Genomic DNA, 16,140 nt, shown 5'->3' on the forward strand with positions numbered 1-16,140 from the left:
AAATATCGCCTCTTCATTTAAATATATTCTCTTAACTACCCAACGATATTGACAATTTTACCTGGCACTACAATTACCTTTTTAGGCTCGCGACCTTGTAATTGTTGTTGGGTTTTTTCATTGGCCATTACCGCAGCTTCTATCTCTTCTTTAGATAAGTCTAACGAAAGCTCTAAAGTAAATTTCATCTTACCATTAAAGGAAATAGGATACTCTTTACTGCTCTCTACCAAATACTTTCCTTCAAATTTTGGGAAAGGTGCCGTAGCAATAGATTCAGTATGACCTAATTTACTCCATAACTCTTCTGCAATATGTGGTGCGTACGGCGATACTAAAATAGCCAACGGTTCTAGTACTTTTCTACTGTAACATTTTTGCGAAGAAAGTTCATTAACACAGATCATAAATGTAGATACCGATGTATTGAAACTGAAGTTCTCTATATCTTCTTCTACCTTTTTAATAGTCTTGTGAAATGTTTTCCACGATTCCTTGGTTGGCTCTTCTTCGCTAACTAAAAATGAAGCATTCTCACCTGTATGAAATTGTCTCCATAATTTCTTTAAAAAAGAATGTGTACCTGTAATACCAGCTGTATTCCAAGGCTTAGATTGCTCTAACGGACCTAAGAACATTTCATACAAACGCAAACTATCCGCACCGTACTCCTCACAAATAGCATCAGGATTCACGACGTTGTATTTAGACTTGGACATTTTTTCAACTTCGCGACCAACATAGTAATTTCCATCTTCAACAATAAATACAGCGTCTTTATTTTCCGGTCTCCAGTTTCTGAAAGCTTCTTCATTCAATTGATTTGAAGAATTTACCATTGAAATATCAACATGAGTTTTATGGATATTAATATTCTTATTCCAATATGTTTTCTCTCCCCATTTCAATTTATATTTATCTACTACCCTGTCTATTTCTTTTTGGACTTGAATATCTATTACTTTATTTTGCAACTTATCTATTAAACTTTTTGTAAAATAACAAAACGTAGGTTCAGTATATAGAGTTGACGATTCACCATCCCTTAACTCAATACTTAAAGAATACATAAATGCACTAGTCCCAGTAATCATCCCTTGATTAATAAGCTTTTTAGCAAACTCATCTTTAGGTACCAAACCTTTATCAAACATGAATTTTTGCCAGAAACGCGAATACAATAAGTGACCTGTTGCGTGCTCACTACCACCAATATATAAATCTACATCTTGCCAATAGTTAATCGCTTTTTCAGAGAAAATGCTCTCGCTATTGTGCGGATCCATATACCTATTAAAGTATTGCGAACTACCTGCCCAACCTGGCATGGTATTTAATTCTAATGGAAACACCGTTTCATTATCAATCTTATCGTTAGAAACTACCTTATTTTCTTTGGAACACCATGCCCAAACCTCAGCATTACCTAATGGCGGCTCTCCTGTCTCGGTCGGTAAATATTTTTCAACTTCTGGCAAGGCAATAGGTAAGTACTCTTTTGCAATCATTTGAGGCATCCCGTCCACATAGTACACCGGGAAAGGTTCTCCCCAATATCTTTGACGACTAAAAACAGCATCACGCAATCTATAGTTTATTTTTCCTTCGCCATGTCCTATTTTCTCCAACTCATATATCGCTAATTTCATAGCTTTCTTATACGGTAATCCGTTTAGGAAATCACTATTCGCTATCACCGTTTTATCCTTATCAGCATATGCTTCTTCAGAAATATCTACCCCTTCTAATATATTCGGAATATCAATTTCAAAGTGTTTTGCAAAATCATAATCACGTTGATCACCACATGGTACGGACATAACCGCTCCAGTTCCATAACCTGCCAATACATAATCACCAATCCAAATTGGAATAGGTTCTTTTGTAAATGGATGTTCTGCATACGCACCTGTAAAAGCACCTGAAATAGTCTTCACATCTGCCATACGATCACGCTCAGAACGTTTTGCAGTTGCTTCAATATAGGCTTCAACCTCAGCTTTCTGATCTGTAGTCGTTATTCTAGAAACCATCTCATGCTCTGGCGCCAAAGTCATAAAAGAAACTCCAAAAATAGTATCGGGTCTGGTGGTAAAAACTTCTATTTTCTCATCATGACCCTTCACATTAAAAACAGCCGAAGCTCCTTGAGAACGACCTATCCAATTTGTCTGTGAATCTTTTAATGGCTGTGGCCAATCTATTTTCTCCAAACCGTCTAACAAACGTTGTGCATATGCAGAAATACGCATACTCCACTGGGTCATTTTTTTACGAACCACTGGGTGACCACCACGTTCTGACACTCCGTTTACTATTTCGTCATTCGCCAATACCGTACCTAGTGCAGGGCACCAGTTCACCTCAGTATCCGCTAAGTACGTTAATCTATATTGTAATAATATTTCCTGTTTTTTAACATCAGAAAATGCGGTCCACTCATCAGCTGTAAAGGATGCTATATCATCATCACAAACCGCATTTACGTTGGCATTCCCATCCGTAGAAAATTTAGCAATTAATGTTTCTATATCCTCTGCCTTGTCAGTATCCTTATTATACCAAGAATTGAATATTTGAATGAATATCCACTGTGTCCACTTGTAATACTCGGGACTAGAAGTACGTACCTCTCTGCTCCAATCAAAAGAAAAACCTAGTTGATCTAATTGCCTTCTATATGTTTTAATATTTGCCGCCGTAGTAACTGCGGGGTGCTGACCTGTTTGAATAGCATATTGTTCTGCCGGCAAACCAAAAGAATCATACCCTTGTGGGTGCAATACATTAAAACCTTTGTGCCTTTTATATCGTGCATAAATATCACTTGCAATATACCCTAACGGATGCCCAACATGGAGCCCCGCACCAGATGGATAAGGAAACATATCTAACACATAGAACTTTTCTTTTTCAGAATCGTTCTCTGCTTTAAATGTTTGATTTTCTGCCCAGTATTTTTGCCATTTGGCTTCAATTTCGTTGAAATTGTATTGCATGATCTTTACTTCTTTTCTGTAAGTCGCAAAAATAGGTTTATTCTACTAAAACCGAAAGAATAACGTCATTGATACTGTTTACATTAAACCATCAACAACTTTCCGCCATAGAGCACCCAAAGCATAGATGCCAATGCCGATAAGTTAATGAGATAACCAAACAATTTCATTTCTGGCAATGTATACGCCCTACCCTTAAATATCACAAAAATATCTAATACCATAAACGCAGAAAATAGACCAAGAAATGATGCCAAAACTATATCTTGAAACCAATACCAAACCAAAACAGATTCGCACACCAATATCAAGAGCATCAGTAATTTTGAATTTTTACGCCCAATTAACGTTGCGGTAGTGCGTTTACCCGAAACTAAATCTGGCTCTATATCCATTATTTCACCAGCAATATGCGCCTGAAATGCAAACAATGATAAATAGACCAATGTCTGCCATGGTAGTGCGTCTAAATTATTTAGTTCTGTTGAAAAGAATACCGTAACCACATACCCAACCTGAATTAGAATTTCGAACGGAGGTCTTTCTTTTATCCTAAACGGTTTAAAATTATAAAGGATGTTCACGACCACCATAAACAGCAGCAAAAAGAACATTTTTAAACCAGAAATAAAGGTAAATGCAATTACAAACACAGACGTGAGTATGGTAATTTTAGTCAGCACGCCACTGAGCTGAGACTTTGAAGCCTTCGCACCAAAAAGAAAATTTCCTTTTCTGTCATTTACGGCATCTGCATCTATATCATTATAATCGTTAAGCCCATAAACCAAATAATTTAAAGGGAAAGTGACGAAGAACAAACCAATCCAAAAATTAACCGACTGCCAGTAATCTACTTGGTTCGCAAAAGGAACTAAGTAAATCCAAATGGTAGGAAACCAAAGTCCGGGTCTGGATATCTTTAAATCCAATACATTAAACATCTTATAAAAATTAGGTTGCAATTTTGGCGAAAATACCAATCTTCAAATAGGCTCTGAATCTTGAATTGAGATTATTTATTCATCGTGCTAAAAAGTATATCTTTAACCAGTGAATATGATGTACTCAAGATTTTTTCTACTTACTATTCTACTAACGTGTTGTGGCATAACTTCATTGCATGCGCAACTAGGTTTTTGTGGCGGTAATTCTGGGGACCCAATTTTTCAAGAAGATTTTGGCTCTGGCACCACTGACGGACCCGCATTACCAGCTGGCACAACAACTTATAATTTCACCACCGGAACACCAAATGACGGTGATTATACGATCTCCAGCACAACCAACTATTTTGACTGGCTATCACTACAAGACCATACCCCAGGTGACAGCAACGGTAAGTCTTTTATTGTCAATGCAAGTTTTACGGCCGGTCAATTCTATCAACGAGAGGTAAGCGGTCTATGTGAAAACACCACTTATGAATTCTCATCGTGGCTAATAAACTTACAACCCGCCGGTAGCTGTGAAGGCAATAGTATACCTGTAAATGTACGCTTTCAAATTTGGGATGGAACAGATACCAATATACTTGCCCAAGGTGATACGGGCAGTATACCAGGAACAGGAACTACCGTATGGAAACAATATGCCTTAGTTTTCAAAACCGCACCCGGGCAAACATCTGTTATTCTAAAAATGAGAAACAATAGTAATGGCGGCTGTGGTAATGACCTTGCCATAGATGATATTCTATTTAGATCTTGTGGCGACAATGTCACCATTTCAACTGCAGCCAACGAAGCAAGCTTAGTTGTTTGCGAAGATCAAGGCAGTGTATCAAGAACGCTGACAGCAACACCAGATTCTTCTGTTTTTAGTACCCATGCCTACCAATGGCAGCAAAGTACAGACCAACAAATATGGACAGACATACCCGGTGAAAACAATGCTATTCTAAATACTCCGGCAGTTACTGCCACCACTTATTTTAGAACAAAAATTGCAGAAGATATTGTTAATGTAAATAACGATTTATGCAACGTTGTATCTGACGTTTTTGATATTACCGTTTTACCTATACCACCTGCCCCAACAAGCAACGGAGATGTTGAAATTTGCGAAGGGGAAATTGGACTTTTATCGGTCAATACGTTAGATGCATATTCCATTAATTGGTATGATGCTCCTACTGGTGGAAATTTAATCTTATCGAACGAACGTAGACTAGAGGTTAATAATGCAGGTACTTATTATGCCGAAGCTAATTCATCAGAAATTGAATGTGCATCTACTACTAGAACTGCAGTTACTTTAACCGTAAACCCTTTACCCGTAGTACCAGATGATAGCAGTACTTTTTTATGCGAAGATTCTTCTACCACTCTAGATGCCGAAGTTGAGAATGTCATGTACCAATGGTCTACTGGCGCGACTACTCAAACAATCGATGTAACCGAACCTGGCGATTATGATGTCATCATCTCCAATGCAAATGGCTGCTCCGCTACTCGCACCTTCACAGTTGAACAAATAGATTTACCTAGAATTGATAAAATAGTATCTGACGGACCATCAATAGTTGTCTCTACTTCTAATAATGGTAATTTCGAATATTCTTTAGATGGTAGCTCATTTCAGCCTAGTCCTGTGTTTGAGGCCGTAGCAGGCGGATTCTACACGATTTACGTTCAAGACAATACAGATTGCGGTATTGTAACGGAAGATTTTTACCATCTGGTCATTCAAAAATTCTTTACTCCGAACGGAGATTCTTTTAATGATGTTTTTGAACCTGACGGATTAGAGGTTTTTAATTCCATTACGATTTCAATTTTTGATCGTTACGGGAAGCTTTTAAAATTTGGGAATACAAATTCCACATCTTGGGATGGCACATTTCAAGGAAAACGATTACCAGAAGATGATTATTGGTATCTAATTGAAGCTGATTCCACTCAATTTAAAGGACACTTCAGTTTAAAACGTTAAGGCATGATTATTTTAAGTCCCATTTAACAATACTTTGCTATTTTTACTGCACTTTTAAGTACTATGGCGAACTCCTTCGAAAATTATCAAAGACGCAAACTGATTTCCTCCTATTTTTCTGTGGTGCTAAGTATTGCATTAGTCTTGTTTTTACTAGGCATTTTAGGATTACTGGTTTTAAACACCAAAAAAATGGCAGATCGTTCTAAAGAACAAATCACCATTTCTGTCTTCTTAAAAGAAAATACCAAAGAAATTGAGATTGAACAGCTTCAAAAGACATTGGCAATGTCTGAATACACAAAATCTTCTACCTACGTATCTAAAGAAGAAGCTGCAGAACAGCACAGTGAGGATATTGGCGAGGATTTTGTTGACTATTTAGGCTACAACCCGTTAAAGAATTCTATTGATGTAAAGCTAAATGCAGATTTTGTTACTGCCGAGAAAGTACAAGAAATTGCCGACACCTTATCAGAAAAGAGTTTTGTCGATGAAGTTAGTTACGACAAGGTATTAGTAAGCATGGTAGCCAAAAGTGTTGAACAAATAGGTTTCTGGATCTTAGTAGCCAGCGCCATTTTTACCTTTATCGCAGTTCTATTAATCAACAGTTCTATACGTTTATCTATCTATTCTAAAAGATTTATTATCAAAACCATGCAAATGGTTGGGGCGACAAAAACCTTTATCAGAAGACCATTTATATGGCAAAATATTAAACTGGGCATGATCGGTGCCGCAATTGCCTTACTAGCTATTGGTGGTGTCGTGTATTATGTAAACACTAATTTTCAAGATTTAGGGCTATTCGATGAACCTTATATTTTAGTCATTTTATTTGTTAGTGTTTTTCTATTAGGAATACTTATTTCGTTGATTAGCACCTATTTTGCGACCCAACGCTTCTTAAATCTTAGAACGGACGAATTATATTATTAAATTTGCGGTATGAGTAAAAACAACAAAGTGGAACACCACGCTAAACAAGAATTTATTTTTCAGAAGAAAAATTACATGTTCATGTTCATTGGTCTTGCATGTATTGCGCTAGGTTTTATTTTAATGAGCGGTGGCGGCAGCGATGACCCTAACGTATTTAACCCTGAAATTTATAATTTCAGAAGAATTAGACTAGCACCTACTTTAGTGCTTATTGGCTTAGGTATAGAAATTTATGCCATTTTATTGAACCCTCACAAAAAGAAAGATTAATTGGATACTTTAGACGCAATTATACTCGGCATTATTCAAGGATTAACCGAGTTTCTACCCGTTTCTTCAAGTGGTCATTTAGAATTGGGAAAAGCCGTTTTAGGAGACAACTCTTTACCAGAAGATAGTTTATTATTTACCGTAATACTTCATTTTGCTACCGCTCTTAGTACCATTGTTGTTTTCAGAAAGGACATTTGGGAAATTTTAAGCGGTTTGTTTCAATTTAAATGGAACGAAGAAAGTCAGTTTTCTGCCAAGATTATCGTCTCTATGCTACCTGCAGTATTCATTGGCTTGTTCTTTGAGGAACAATTAGAAGAATTATTTGGTGGTAATATTCGTTTTGTAGGCTTTATGCTGATCATTACGGCAGTACTTCTATATTTTGCAGATAAAGCTAAGGACACTGATAAAAAGGTAAGTTTTAAAAATGCTTTTATAGTTGGTATCTCTCAAGCAATTGCAATGCTACCTGGCATTTCTCGTAGTGGAGCTACAATTTCTACTTCTGTTCTATTAGGTGTAGACAAATCAAAAGCTGCTCGATTTTCTTTCTTAATGGTCGTACCGTTAATTTTTGGTAAAATTGCCAAAGACCTTATGAGCGGAGACCTAAATTTTGATGGAGAAAACAATATCGCAATGGGCGCTGGTTTTATTGCTGCCTTTCTTGCCGGTCTTGCCGCTTGTACATGGATGATTAAATTGGTGCGAAAAAGTAAGCTTTCGTATTTTGCCATCTACTGTCTTGTTGTAGGATTGATCGCCGTAATTTACGGATTCACTAATCCGTAGTACTATCTAAACACCCAAATTCATGAAAGATTTGACCCAAGAAGACTATTTAAACGGTCAGGTATTATTGATCGATAAACCACTAGAATGGTCCTCTTTTCAGGCGGTCAATAAATTGAAATGGGCTATCAGAAAAAAGTTCAGTCTAAAAAAATTTAAAATCGGACACGCAGGAACATTAGATCCGTTAGCAACTGGACTCCTTATTATATGCACTGGAAAGTTCACTAAGAAAATCACCGAATACCAAGGTCAAGAAAAAGAATACACAGGTGTTTTCACCTTAGGTGGCACTACAGCTTCTTATGATCTTGAAACAGAAATAAACGAAACTTTCGCAACCGATCACATTACGCCTGAGCTTATAAAAGCTATAACCCATCAATTTACAGGTGAAATCGAGCAGGCACCGCCTGTTTTCTCTGCCTTAAAGAAAGATGGCAAGCGACTTTATGAACTGGCTCGCGAAGGAAAAACAGTTGACATACCAAAGCGAAAAGTAAATGTAAGTGCATTTGATATTACCGATATCGATGGCTTGAATATTCACTTTAGAATCGCTTGTAGCAAAGGCACCTATATTCGATCTATTGCCCACGATTTCGGAAAAGCTCTGAATTCTGGTGCACATTTAACGGCATTGAGAAGAACCAAAATAGGTGATTTTAACGTAGATAATGCTCAAGACCCTTTAGTCTTTGCCGATTTATTACTAGGTCCAGAAGAAAAATAGATTACAAACTATTGATTACTCTTTATCGATCTTCTAAAATATTTTGGTATTATTAAGGTTATATACCCATGAATCTGAACAGAAAACAATTATCATTACTTGCCACTATCTTTAGCATGTCTATTGTAGTGTTGGTTATGTATAATATTCAGTTTGGCGGTCAAGAAGAATCTAAAGAAGATTATGTTGTTGAAATGGTCATGGACCCTGAGGTTCTAGAAGAAATTCTAAAAGAAGAAGATCCACAGGAAGATTTAGCAAACGCTGACCCTATAAAAAGTCATTTAGCTTTTAACGAAACGGCAAAACCCAGTTATGGTAATCCAGAGCCACTACAAACTCTAGAAGAGTTAATGGAAGAGCGCAATGAGATGAGTGATGGCGACCCTACCGAAAATCTAATTTCTGACTCAGGTTATTCTGAGAGAGTAAAAGCATTAGCTAAAAAGCGAGAAGAGAAAAAACAACTTTTAGGCGAAAAGGAAGCGCAAAAGAAAGAGTTTACTAATAACCTTGCGGCAAGAAGAACTTCAGTTTCGTATTCTTTAGTAGATAGAAATAATTATAAATTACCCCCTCCGATATATACTTGTATCGAAGGAGGAAAAGTTGTTATCAATATTGAAGTAAATGCTTTAGGTTATGTTACCGAAGCAGATTATAATGAGAAAAGTTCTGGCACTTCTAACGGGTGCCTTGTTGAAAATGCTATTAATTACGCCTTAAAAGCAAGATTCAATTCTTCTGACAAAGACTCTCAGAAAGGAACAATCACTTACCTATTTCAAGGGAAGTAAACTAGTCCAGAGAAGAAACACACAAAACATTTCTAAAAATGATATTTTGAACTTTTTAATAAAGCCTCGAAATTTTTAATCTCGATTATCGAGTAGCTTCAATAAATCTTCTAATATACTTTGCCCCTTATCCTTATTATAAAATACCTGTAAGTCTTGTTTAAACTCAGGTGTTAACTTACCATGTTCGGCTTTATAATCTTCTACCAACTGTGTTGCCTTCATTGACCTAGGTCCCCAAGTTGCTACTACAGTAGCTTCAGCAATATCTGTTGCTATTAACTTTGGAATGGACATACCACCGTTGGTCAAAAACTGATTCATGATATCTAAATTCTCATCTCGAAGAATAATAGATAACGATATATTCGGATTTATTTCTGTGATCTTATTCATTACCGGTAATGCAGGTGAAGCATCGCCACACCAACTTTCTGATAATACCAACCATGAAATTTTCTGATCGACAGCTTTAATTTTAGCTACAGCCTCGTCGTTAAACTTCAAGGTTTTATCCCATCGGCGCATACGGCTATTATTTAATTGGGTATACTGCGATAATGCCTCCGATTGTTCAGGACCAGTAGCCTCACCTTTTTCAGCTAAATCTGAAACTAATGCTCTGTACTCTAAATAACTATAACTTGATTCTAGTCCTTTTTTAATCAAATCTTCTATTACTAACTCCATGCGAATGCTAATTTATATCCTTTAATCGAACGCATTAGTAGTAAGAAAAGTACAATGCTTACAAATTCTCAGGGTTTACCGCCAAACTGTTGAACAACTTAGCCTTTGCCGTAAAGTATTTATTCTCTACCTGATTTTGTTTTAACACCGCATCAATCAATTTGGTTTCTCTTGAATTAATCAAGAAAAGTGAACTTTCACCAAAACTAAACTTTCGTTCTTCGGCAGCAAGTAACGCTTCATAACTGGCTACAATATCATCTATTAACACATTCTGATTCTCAAAAGAATTTAACTCATTATAAATAGCAGTTACTTTATTCTGAATCTGAACCTCAGCATTATCTAGCTCGAATTGAGCGTCTTTTAATTTCAATTTCGCCAATTTTAAATCTCCACGCTCTTTTCTAAGAAATAGCGGAAGTTCAAAATTTAATCCTGCTTTATAATTCTGTGTTTCAAATGAATTCAAGTACTCTGGCTCATCTGTAATAAACTTATACTCCACATCTATTCTAGGCAAGAGCTTATTTGTTTTTAGTCGTTTATCTACAACCAGACCATCAATTTTATAGCCTAATGATTTTAACTTCGGATGATTCTCTAACACGAAACTATCCAGTGGTTTTCCTAAAATTTCTAAAGCCTGATCTATCTCGGTATCTAAAGATGTATCTGGCACAACATCTTGCTGCAATTCCATCGGTATGTTTTCTCCCATCCACAGGTAATTAGAAAGTTCTAATCTGGCATTACGTAAAGTAACATTGGCCTGCTCAAGCTCTAAAGCTCTATTCTGTACTGAAATCTTTGCTTCTACAGTATCAATAGCTGCAATTTCACCTGCTTGTGCACTTCGGTTAACACCCTTCAAGCGGACTTTAGCATTCAATAAAAAATCATTGAACAACAAACTATTTCTATACGCTTGTAACCAATTGAAATATGCCAAAGAGGCATCGAACAATATCTGATTTACCAATAAATCTCTATCTGCTTTTGACTGCTCCCTAAAGAATTTTGCTTTTTTTACGGTAGCCATACGCTCGTTTATCCAAGAGCCACGACCTAACGATAGCGCAACTCCAGCACTATATAAGCCATCATCGGGTACATTTCTTTCTGCGTTCAAGTATTCACCAGAATATTGCTCAAATTCTCCCTTCAACTCTATACCGTACCATGTAGGAACTTTGAAGGTGGAATTCAATAAATCGTAATACTCGGAACCTTTGAACTCTTTGGTAGAATAGTCTAAAGAAATTTTGGGATCAAAACCACCACGTGCTTTCATTAGATTTGCCTGACCTACGCTCATCACCATCTCTGCTTGTTTAGCAATAGGATGATACTTTTTCACATAACCCAAATATTCTCTAAAATTTAGCTGTACAGAATCTGCAGTCTGAGCATTTGAAAATAGCCCAGCAATTAAATATAAAAAGACAACAATTCTCTTCATCGTTATTTTTTTACAGGTTTATCTTGAGCCCCTTCTGGCTGGTAATAATTAGCAGGGAATCCGTTCAGCTGACGCCATAGCTCATACCAAATTGGCACATCTTCTAATAAAGCAATAGTATTTGCACCAGAACCTACACGTAAAGCTTCTGGCCATGCTTGATCTTCTTTATCAGGCGACAATAATATTCGATATTTCCCATTCGGGTTTATAAAGGTCTCAATAGCCACCACCTTGCCAGCATATGTACCGTAAGATGCATTTGGCCAACCGCTAAATACAATTGCAGGCCAACCATCGAACTGGATTCTTACCGTTTCTCCTAAATGGATTAACGGTAAATCTATAGGATTCACAAAAGTTTCTACAGCCATATCATACTCGGCCGGCATAATACCTACTAACGGGGTACCTTCTTTAAAAGTCTCGCCAATACCTGCGGTAAGTACTTTATTGATATACCCATTTTGAGGCGCTCGAATGTAACGTAGCGCACTTCGCATTTGGTAATTTGTATAATCGTTCTCTAATTTACTTACCTGCGCCTCAGAATCAAACTGATTTGACATTGCCGTGAACTTATCACTCTGCGCCTTTGAAATCTTATCGGTATATGAGGCTTGAACACTATTGATTTCTACCTCTGCATTGATGATTTCATTTTTCGCCGCCAACAGTTTATTCTCTTGAGAAAGTAACTTTGCCTGCGTCTCCTGAAGCTTCAACCTTTTTTCTTCAACATCAGTTACTGCCTTTAAACCTTCACTTTGTAAAAGAGCCGTACGCTCGTATTGGCGCTCTGCTATTTTAATATTGGTTTTAGCAGCTTCAAAATCTATACTATCACTTTGTGCTTTCAATTTTGATTGCAGCAACTTGTTTCTAGCCTGTTCTAACTTTAACCTTCTTTCATTAAAAAGTGCAGCAACTTGATTATCTAAAGACTTTACTTTATCACCATATGATGTTACCGAAGAACTTTTAGACTTTAACTGCTGCCCTGTTCTTTCGACTAAATTTGGATCAAAATATTCTGATTTTACTTCAGATATAAAAAGTATGGTATCGCCCTTTTTCACGTAATCGCCTTCTTGCACATACCACTTTTCTATTCTACCAGGTATTTGAGATTGAATTGTTTGTGGTCTTTGACCAGGTGTTAGCGTAGTTAAAAATCCTCTGGCATTAATCGTTTGTGTCCAAGGCAAAAACAATACGATTACACCTACTATGGCAAATGCAAATAAAAATCGATTAAAATGCTTGTAATGCCTTTGGTGATTTACTTTTTGAACGGATTTGAATCGCTCAATCGACACCTTTTCGTTTAATTTCTTATGAGATATATTAAGCATCTTTTCCTGAGATTTCGTTAATAATCTGTCCTTTATCCATCGTTATAATTCGAGAACATTTTTTAATCCACTTATCGTTTTCACTTACTACAAGTAATGCCCACCCGTTAGATGAATCACTTAAAAAGTTCAAAATTCGATCAGCCTCTTCACTATTAAATTGATCTAAGGGATCTTTAAGAATGAGTAGTTTAGGTTTGCGAACAATACTTCTTGCGAGCACTATCTTTTTAGATACCGTATGCGGAATCTGTTTTCCTTCAGGATATAAAATGGTATTTAATCCATCTGGTTGCTTCTTTACAAAATCTGTAAGTCCGACTTTATCCAATGCCCAATACACTTGCTCATTTGTAGTTTCTTTATCACCAAAAGTGATGTTATGGAGAATAGTCCCCTCAAAAGGCGATTCCTCTGGCAATGATTGACCGAGATGTGAACGATAGTAATTTAAATTCATCCCTTTTAAAGAGACTCCGTTTACATAAACTCCCCCAGTATCTGGCTCAATAATTCCTGCAATAAGTCGTAACAAAGTATTCTTACCAGAGCCGCTACTTCCTCTCAACAAAATGGTACATGTTGGTGAAATAGTCAAACTTAAATTAGAAATTATCTCTCTTTTAGGATCAGGTACACTATAAGAAATATTGCTCAACTCTACAGTAAATGCTTGATTCTCTAAAAATGGTTTTTCACCATCTTGGGTTTCCAATTCTTTATCTACTACCTGACCCATTTTCTCTAACGATGTCAATAGATCATAAAAAGTTTCTAAACCAACAATCAATTTTTCTACCGAATTAATCACCAAAAGAATAATAATTTCTGCGGCTACAAATTGCCCAATATTCATTTCTTGATTCAATACCAACAAACCACCAATAAGCAGAAGTCCGGCTGTTACCAAAACTTTAAAACCAATCATCTGTATAAATTGCAATACAATCACTCTAAAATGACTTTCCCTTGCATTCAAATATTCAACCACCAAGGTGTCGTTCTTATCTAATGCATGAGAAGTTTTACCCGATAATTTGAAACTAACGATAGAACGAGCAATCTCTTGAAGCCAGTGCGCTACTTTATACTTACTCTTAGATTCATCTAAACTGGTATCTAAACCTCGTTGTGCGGTAAACTTAAACACCACATAAATTAAAAGAAGCAACAGCATACCATACACAATGAAGAATGGATGATAAAAAGATAACAATAATAAGCCGAAAACTATCTGTAATAGCGCAGCAGGAAAATCTATTAAAACCTTTGACAGCGATTTCTGAATGGTCAATGTGTCAAAAAATCGATTCGCCAATTCTGGCGGATAGTAATTATGAAGCTCGCTCATTTTTATTTTTGGGAAACGGTATGCAAATTCGAACGATGCTCTAGTAAATATCTTTTGCTGTACATTTTCTATGATTCTTATCTGCATCAATTGAAGTATACCCACAAATGCAACACCTAAGGTTACCAATATTACAAGTACCACCCATGATGAGCTTATTTGCGCACCTTGCATTAAATTAATAATTGCCTGTATACCTAAAGGCAAAGAAAGATTAACAACACCTGCAAATATGGCGTAGTAGAATACCTGAAATATGTCTTTCTTGTCTAATTTTAAAAGACCTAGAAAACGCTGCCAGGCGGTTAGTATATTTTTATTCATCGATGGTGTTATTTAGGATATTAAATACAAGATGTGTTAAGTATTGTGTTGGCGTTATCTTGTTAGTACAGTCTGTAAGTGATGGAAAATGTTCTTTTAAATAATGTTGATGCAAACCATTCTCAAGAATAGTACTTGCTAAACTGGTCGAGTATTCATATTCTTCGTCAACTTCAGAAATCATTTCAGCTAATCGCCCTACTAACCTTTTATAGATAGCGTAAAATCCTTCTTTGTTCTCGGTATCTACTTCTTTAGTTAAATACGATTTTGAATATTCATTGATAACAATCTTATTCAACAATACCTCGTTGATATGCGAAAACGATGAATCTTCTTTTACCTCTCTAGTTATAATTAAAATGGATTTCAGCAATTTTTCTTTCGGATTTTTTATGCTGTTGGTGGCAAATACGAGTTGATACTCCATCCATCCCCAATACCACGATGTTAAATATAATAGTAGCTTATGCTTGTTTTCAAAATAGCGATAAATAGAGCTTTCATTGGATCCTATTTGCATGCCTAACTTTTTAAACGTGAAGTTCTCAAAGCCAATTTCGTTAATCATCTGAATACTGATCTCAATGATTTTTCTACCCAAATCTGATGATTCGGGGTCTTTTAGAAAAAGTTTCTCATTAATTCTTATTTGTACACTCTGCAGCAATCTATCCATAATCAACTGAAATTAATTCGATTGCAAATATAATAGTAATACTATCATAATATAATAGTTTAACATTTAATAAAGAACTCTATACAATTAATTTGTAACTCATATGAATCTTTTTAACAAGAATTGAAATCCTATTTAAATCTTAAATATCATATCTCAACACACCCAAGTACATCGTATTTCAACTCATTTTCCATACTTTCGTTACTTAAATATTTTACTATGGAAACTAATAGATGTGCCTGGTGCAAAGGCGATTCGCTTTACGAAGCTTATCACGATCAAGAATGGGGTGTTCCTGTAAAGGATGATGATTTATTGTTCGAATTTTTAGTATTAGAAACCTTTCAGGCAGGTTTAAGTTGGATTACCATTTTAAAAAGAAGAGAGCACTTTAGGGTAGCATTTGATCATTTTGATTACAAGAAAATTGCAAAATATCCAGAAACTAAAATCTTGTCTTTACTACAAGATGAAGGTATTATCAGAAACAAACTAAAAGTTCGCGCTACAGTAACCAACGCGATAGCATACCTAGAAATTCAAGAAGAGTTTGGTACTTTCAGTAACTATATTTGGAATTTTGTAGATAATGAGCCCATTAAAAACGAGGTAATAAATTACAAAGAGGCTCCAGCGAATACCCCAATTTCTGACACTATCAGTAAAGACCTAAAAAAACGCGGATTCAAATTTGTAGGCAGCACGATAATTTATGCATTCATGCAGGCAACAGGTATGGTAAACGATCACCAATTAGATTGTTTTAGGTATAATAAAGTATAGCATAAATCAATTTCAAT

The 16,140-nt window shown here is 36.0% G+C and carries 14 protein-coding genes; 7 read left to right on the forward strand and 7 right to left on the reverse strand.

Translation table 11 applies throughout. The features are described from left to right. Positions 1-35: 35 nt before the first annotated feature. Together Q4500_RS05125 and Q4500_RS05130 are read right to left on the reverse strand one after the other, a co-directional pair. Positions 36-2,999: a leucine--tRNA ligase gene (locus Q4500_RS05125; protein ID WP_303598653.1), complete on the reverse strand. Its 2,964-nt coding sequence runs from the start codon at positions 2,997-2,999 to the stop codon at positions 36-38. A gap of 83 nt (positions 3,000-3,082) precedes the next feature. Next, positions 3,083-3,943: a UbiA family prenyltransferase gene (locus Q4500_RS05130; RefSeq protein WP_303598654.1), complete on the reverse strand. Its 861-nt coding sequence runs from the start codon at positions 3,941-3,943 to the stop codon at positions 3,083-3,085. Between the two features lie 115 nt (positions 3,944-4,058). Between Q4500_RS05130 and Q4500_RS05135 the strand changes: the two genes are divergently transcribed. The 6 genes from Q4500_RS05135 (at position 4,059) to Q4500_RS05160 (ending at position 9,476) form a co-directional block, all read left to right on the forward strand. Further along, a complete protein-coding gene (locus tag Q4500_RS05135) occupies positions 4,059-5,933 on the forward strand; it encodes a T9SS type B sorting domain-containing protein (protein WP_303598655.1) in 1,875 nt (624 codons plus the stop codon). A 63-nt stretch (positions 5,934-5,996) separates the two neighbouring features. Further along, complete coding sequence (locus Q4500_RS05140) at positions 5,997-6,875, forward strand: ABC transporter permease (RefSeq protein WP_303598656.1); 879 nt, start codon at positions 5,997-5,999, stop codon at positions 6,873-6,875. A 9-nt stretch (positions 6,876-6,884) separates the two neighbouring features. Next, positions 6,885-7,148, forward strand: a complete 264-nt coding sequence (locus Q4500_RS05145; RefSeq protein WP_303598657.1) for a DUF3098 domain-containing protein — start codon at positions 6,885-6,887, stop codon at positions 7,146-7,148. Continuing rightward, a complete protein-coding gene (locus tag Q4500_RS05150; protein WP_303598658.1) occupies positions 7,149-7,946 on the forward strand; it encodes an undecaprenyl-diphosphate phosphatase in 798 nt (265 codons plus the stop codon). A 22-nt stretch (positions 7,947-7,968) separates the two neighbouring features. Beyond that, entirely contained in the window at positions 7,969-8,679 is a 711-nt protein-coding gene (gene truB / locus Q4500_RS05155) for a tRNA pseudouridine(55) synthase TruB (protein WP_303598659.1), read from the forward strand. Between the two features lie 68 nt (positions 8,680-8,747). After that, on the forward strand, positions 8,748-9,476 hold the full coding sequence (locus Q4500_RS05160; protein WP_299800477.1) for a hypothetical protein: 729 nt from the start codon (positions 8,748-8,750) through the stop codon (positions 9,474-9,476). A gap of 75 nt (positions 9,477-9,551) precedes the next feature. Here the strand turns inward: Q4500_RS05160 and Q4500_RS05165 are convergent, their stop codons facing one another. Genes Q4500_RS05165 through Q4500_RS05185 form a run of 5 tightly spaced genes read right to left on the reverse strand, consistent with a single transcriptional unit; the run spans position 9,552 to position 15,337 of the window. Continuing rightward, positions 9,552-10,166 (reverse strand): thioredoxin family protein, encoded by a 615-nt coding sequence (locus Q4500_RS05165; protein ID WP_303598660.1) that lies wholly within the window; start codon positions 10,164-10,166, stop codon positions 9,552-9,554. Between the two features lie 58 nt (positions 10,167-10,224). Then, complete coding sequence (locus Q4500_RS05170; RefSeq protein ID WP_303598661.1) at positions 10,225-11,628, reverse strand: TolC family protein; 1,404 nt, start codon at positions 11,626-11,628, stop codon at positions 10,225-10,227. A 2-nt stretch (positions 11,629-11,630) separates the two neighbouring features. Continuing rightward, the gene (locus tag Q4500_RS05175; protein ID WP_303598662.1) at positions 11,631-12,983 is read right to left on the reverse strand and encodes an HlyD family secretion protein; all 1,353 of its coding nucleotides are present in this window, start codon (positions 12,981-12,983) and stop codon (positions 11,631-11,633) included. Beyond that, the gene (locus tag Q4500_RS05180; protein WP_303598663.1) at positions 12,976-14,658 is read right to left on the reverse strand and encodes a peptidase domain-containing ABC transporter; all 1,683 of its coding nucleotides are present in this window, start codon (positions 14,656-14,658) and stop codon (positions 12,976-12,978) included. Before Q4500_RS05180 ends, Q4500_RS05175 begins: the two co-directional genes overlap by 8 nt. Beyond that, positions 14,651-15,337 carry a TetR/AcrR family transcriptional regulator gene (locus Q4500_RS05185; protein WP_303598664.1) on the reverse strand — a complete coding sequence of 229 codons (687 nt, stop codon included), beginning with the start codon at positions 15,335-15,337 and terminating at the stop codon, positions 14,651-14,653. Before Q4500_RS05185 ends, Q4500_RS05180 begins: the two co-directional genes overlap by 8 nt. A gap of 222 nt (positions 15,338-15,559) precedes the next feature. Here Q4500_RS05185 and Q4500_RS05190 point away from each other — a divergent pair, with 222 nt between their 5' ends. Then, the gene (locus Q4500_RS05190) at positions 15,560-16,123 is read left to right on the forward strand and encodes a DNA-3-methyladenine glycosylase I (protein ID WP_303598665.1); all 564 of its coding nucleotides are present in this window, start codon (positions 15,560-15,562) and stop codon (positions 16,121-16,123) included. The last annotated feature ends 17 nt before the right edge of the window (positions 16,124-16,140 follow it).

This window comes from Maribacter sp. 1_MG-2023, from assembly GCF_030547005.1.
GTDB lineage: Bacteria > Bacteroidota > Bacteroidia > Flavobacteriales > Flavobacteriaceae > Maribacter.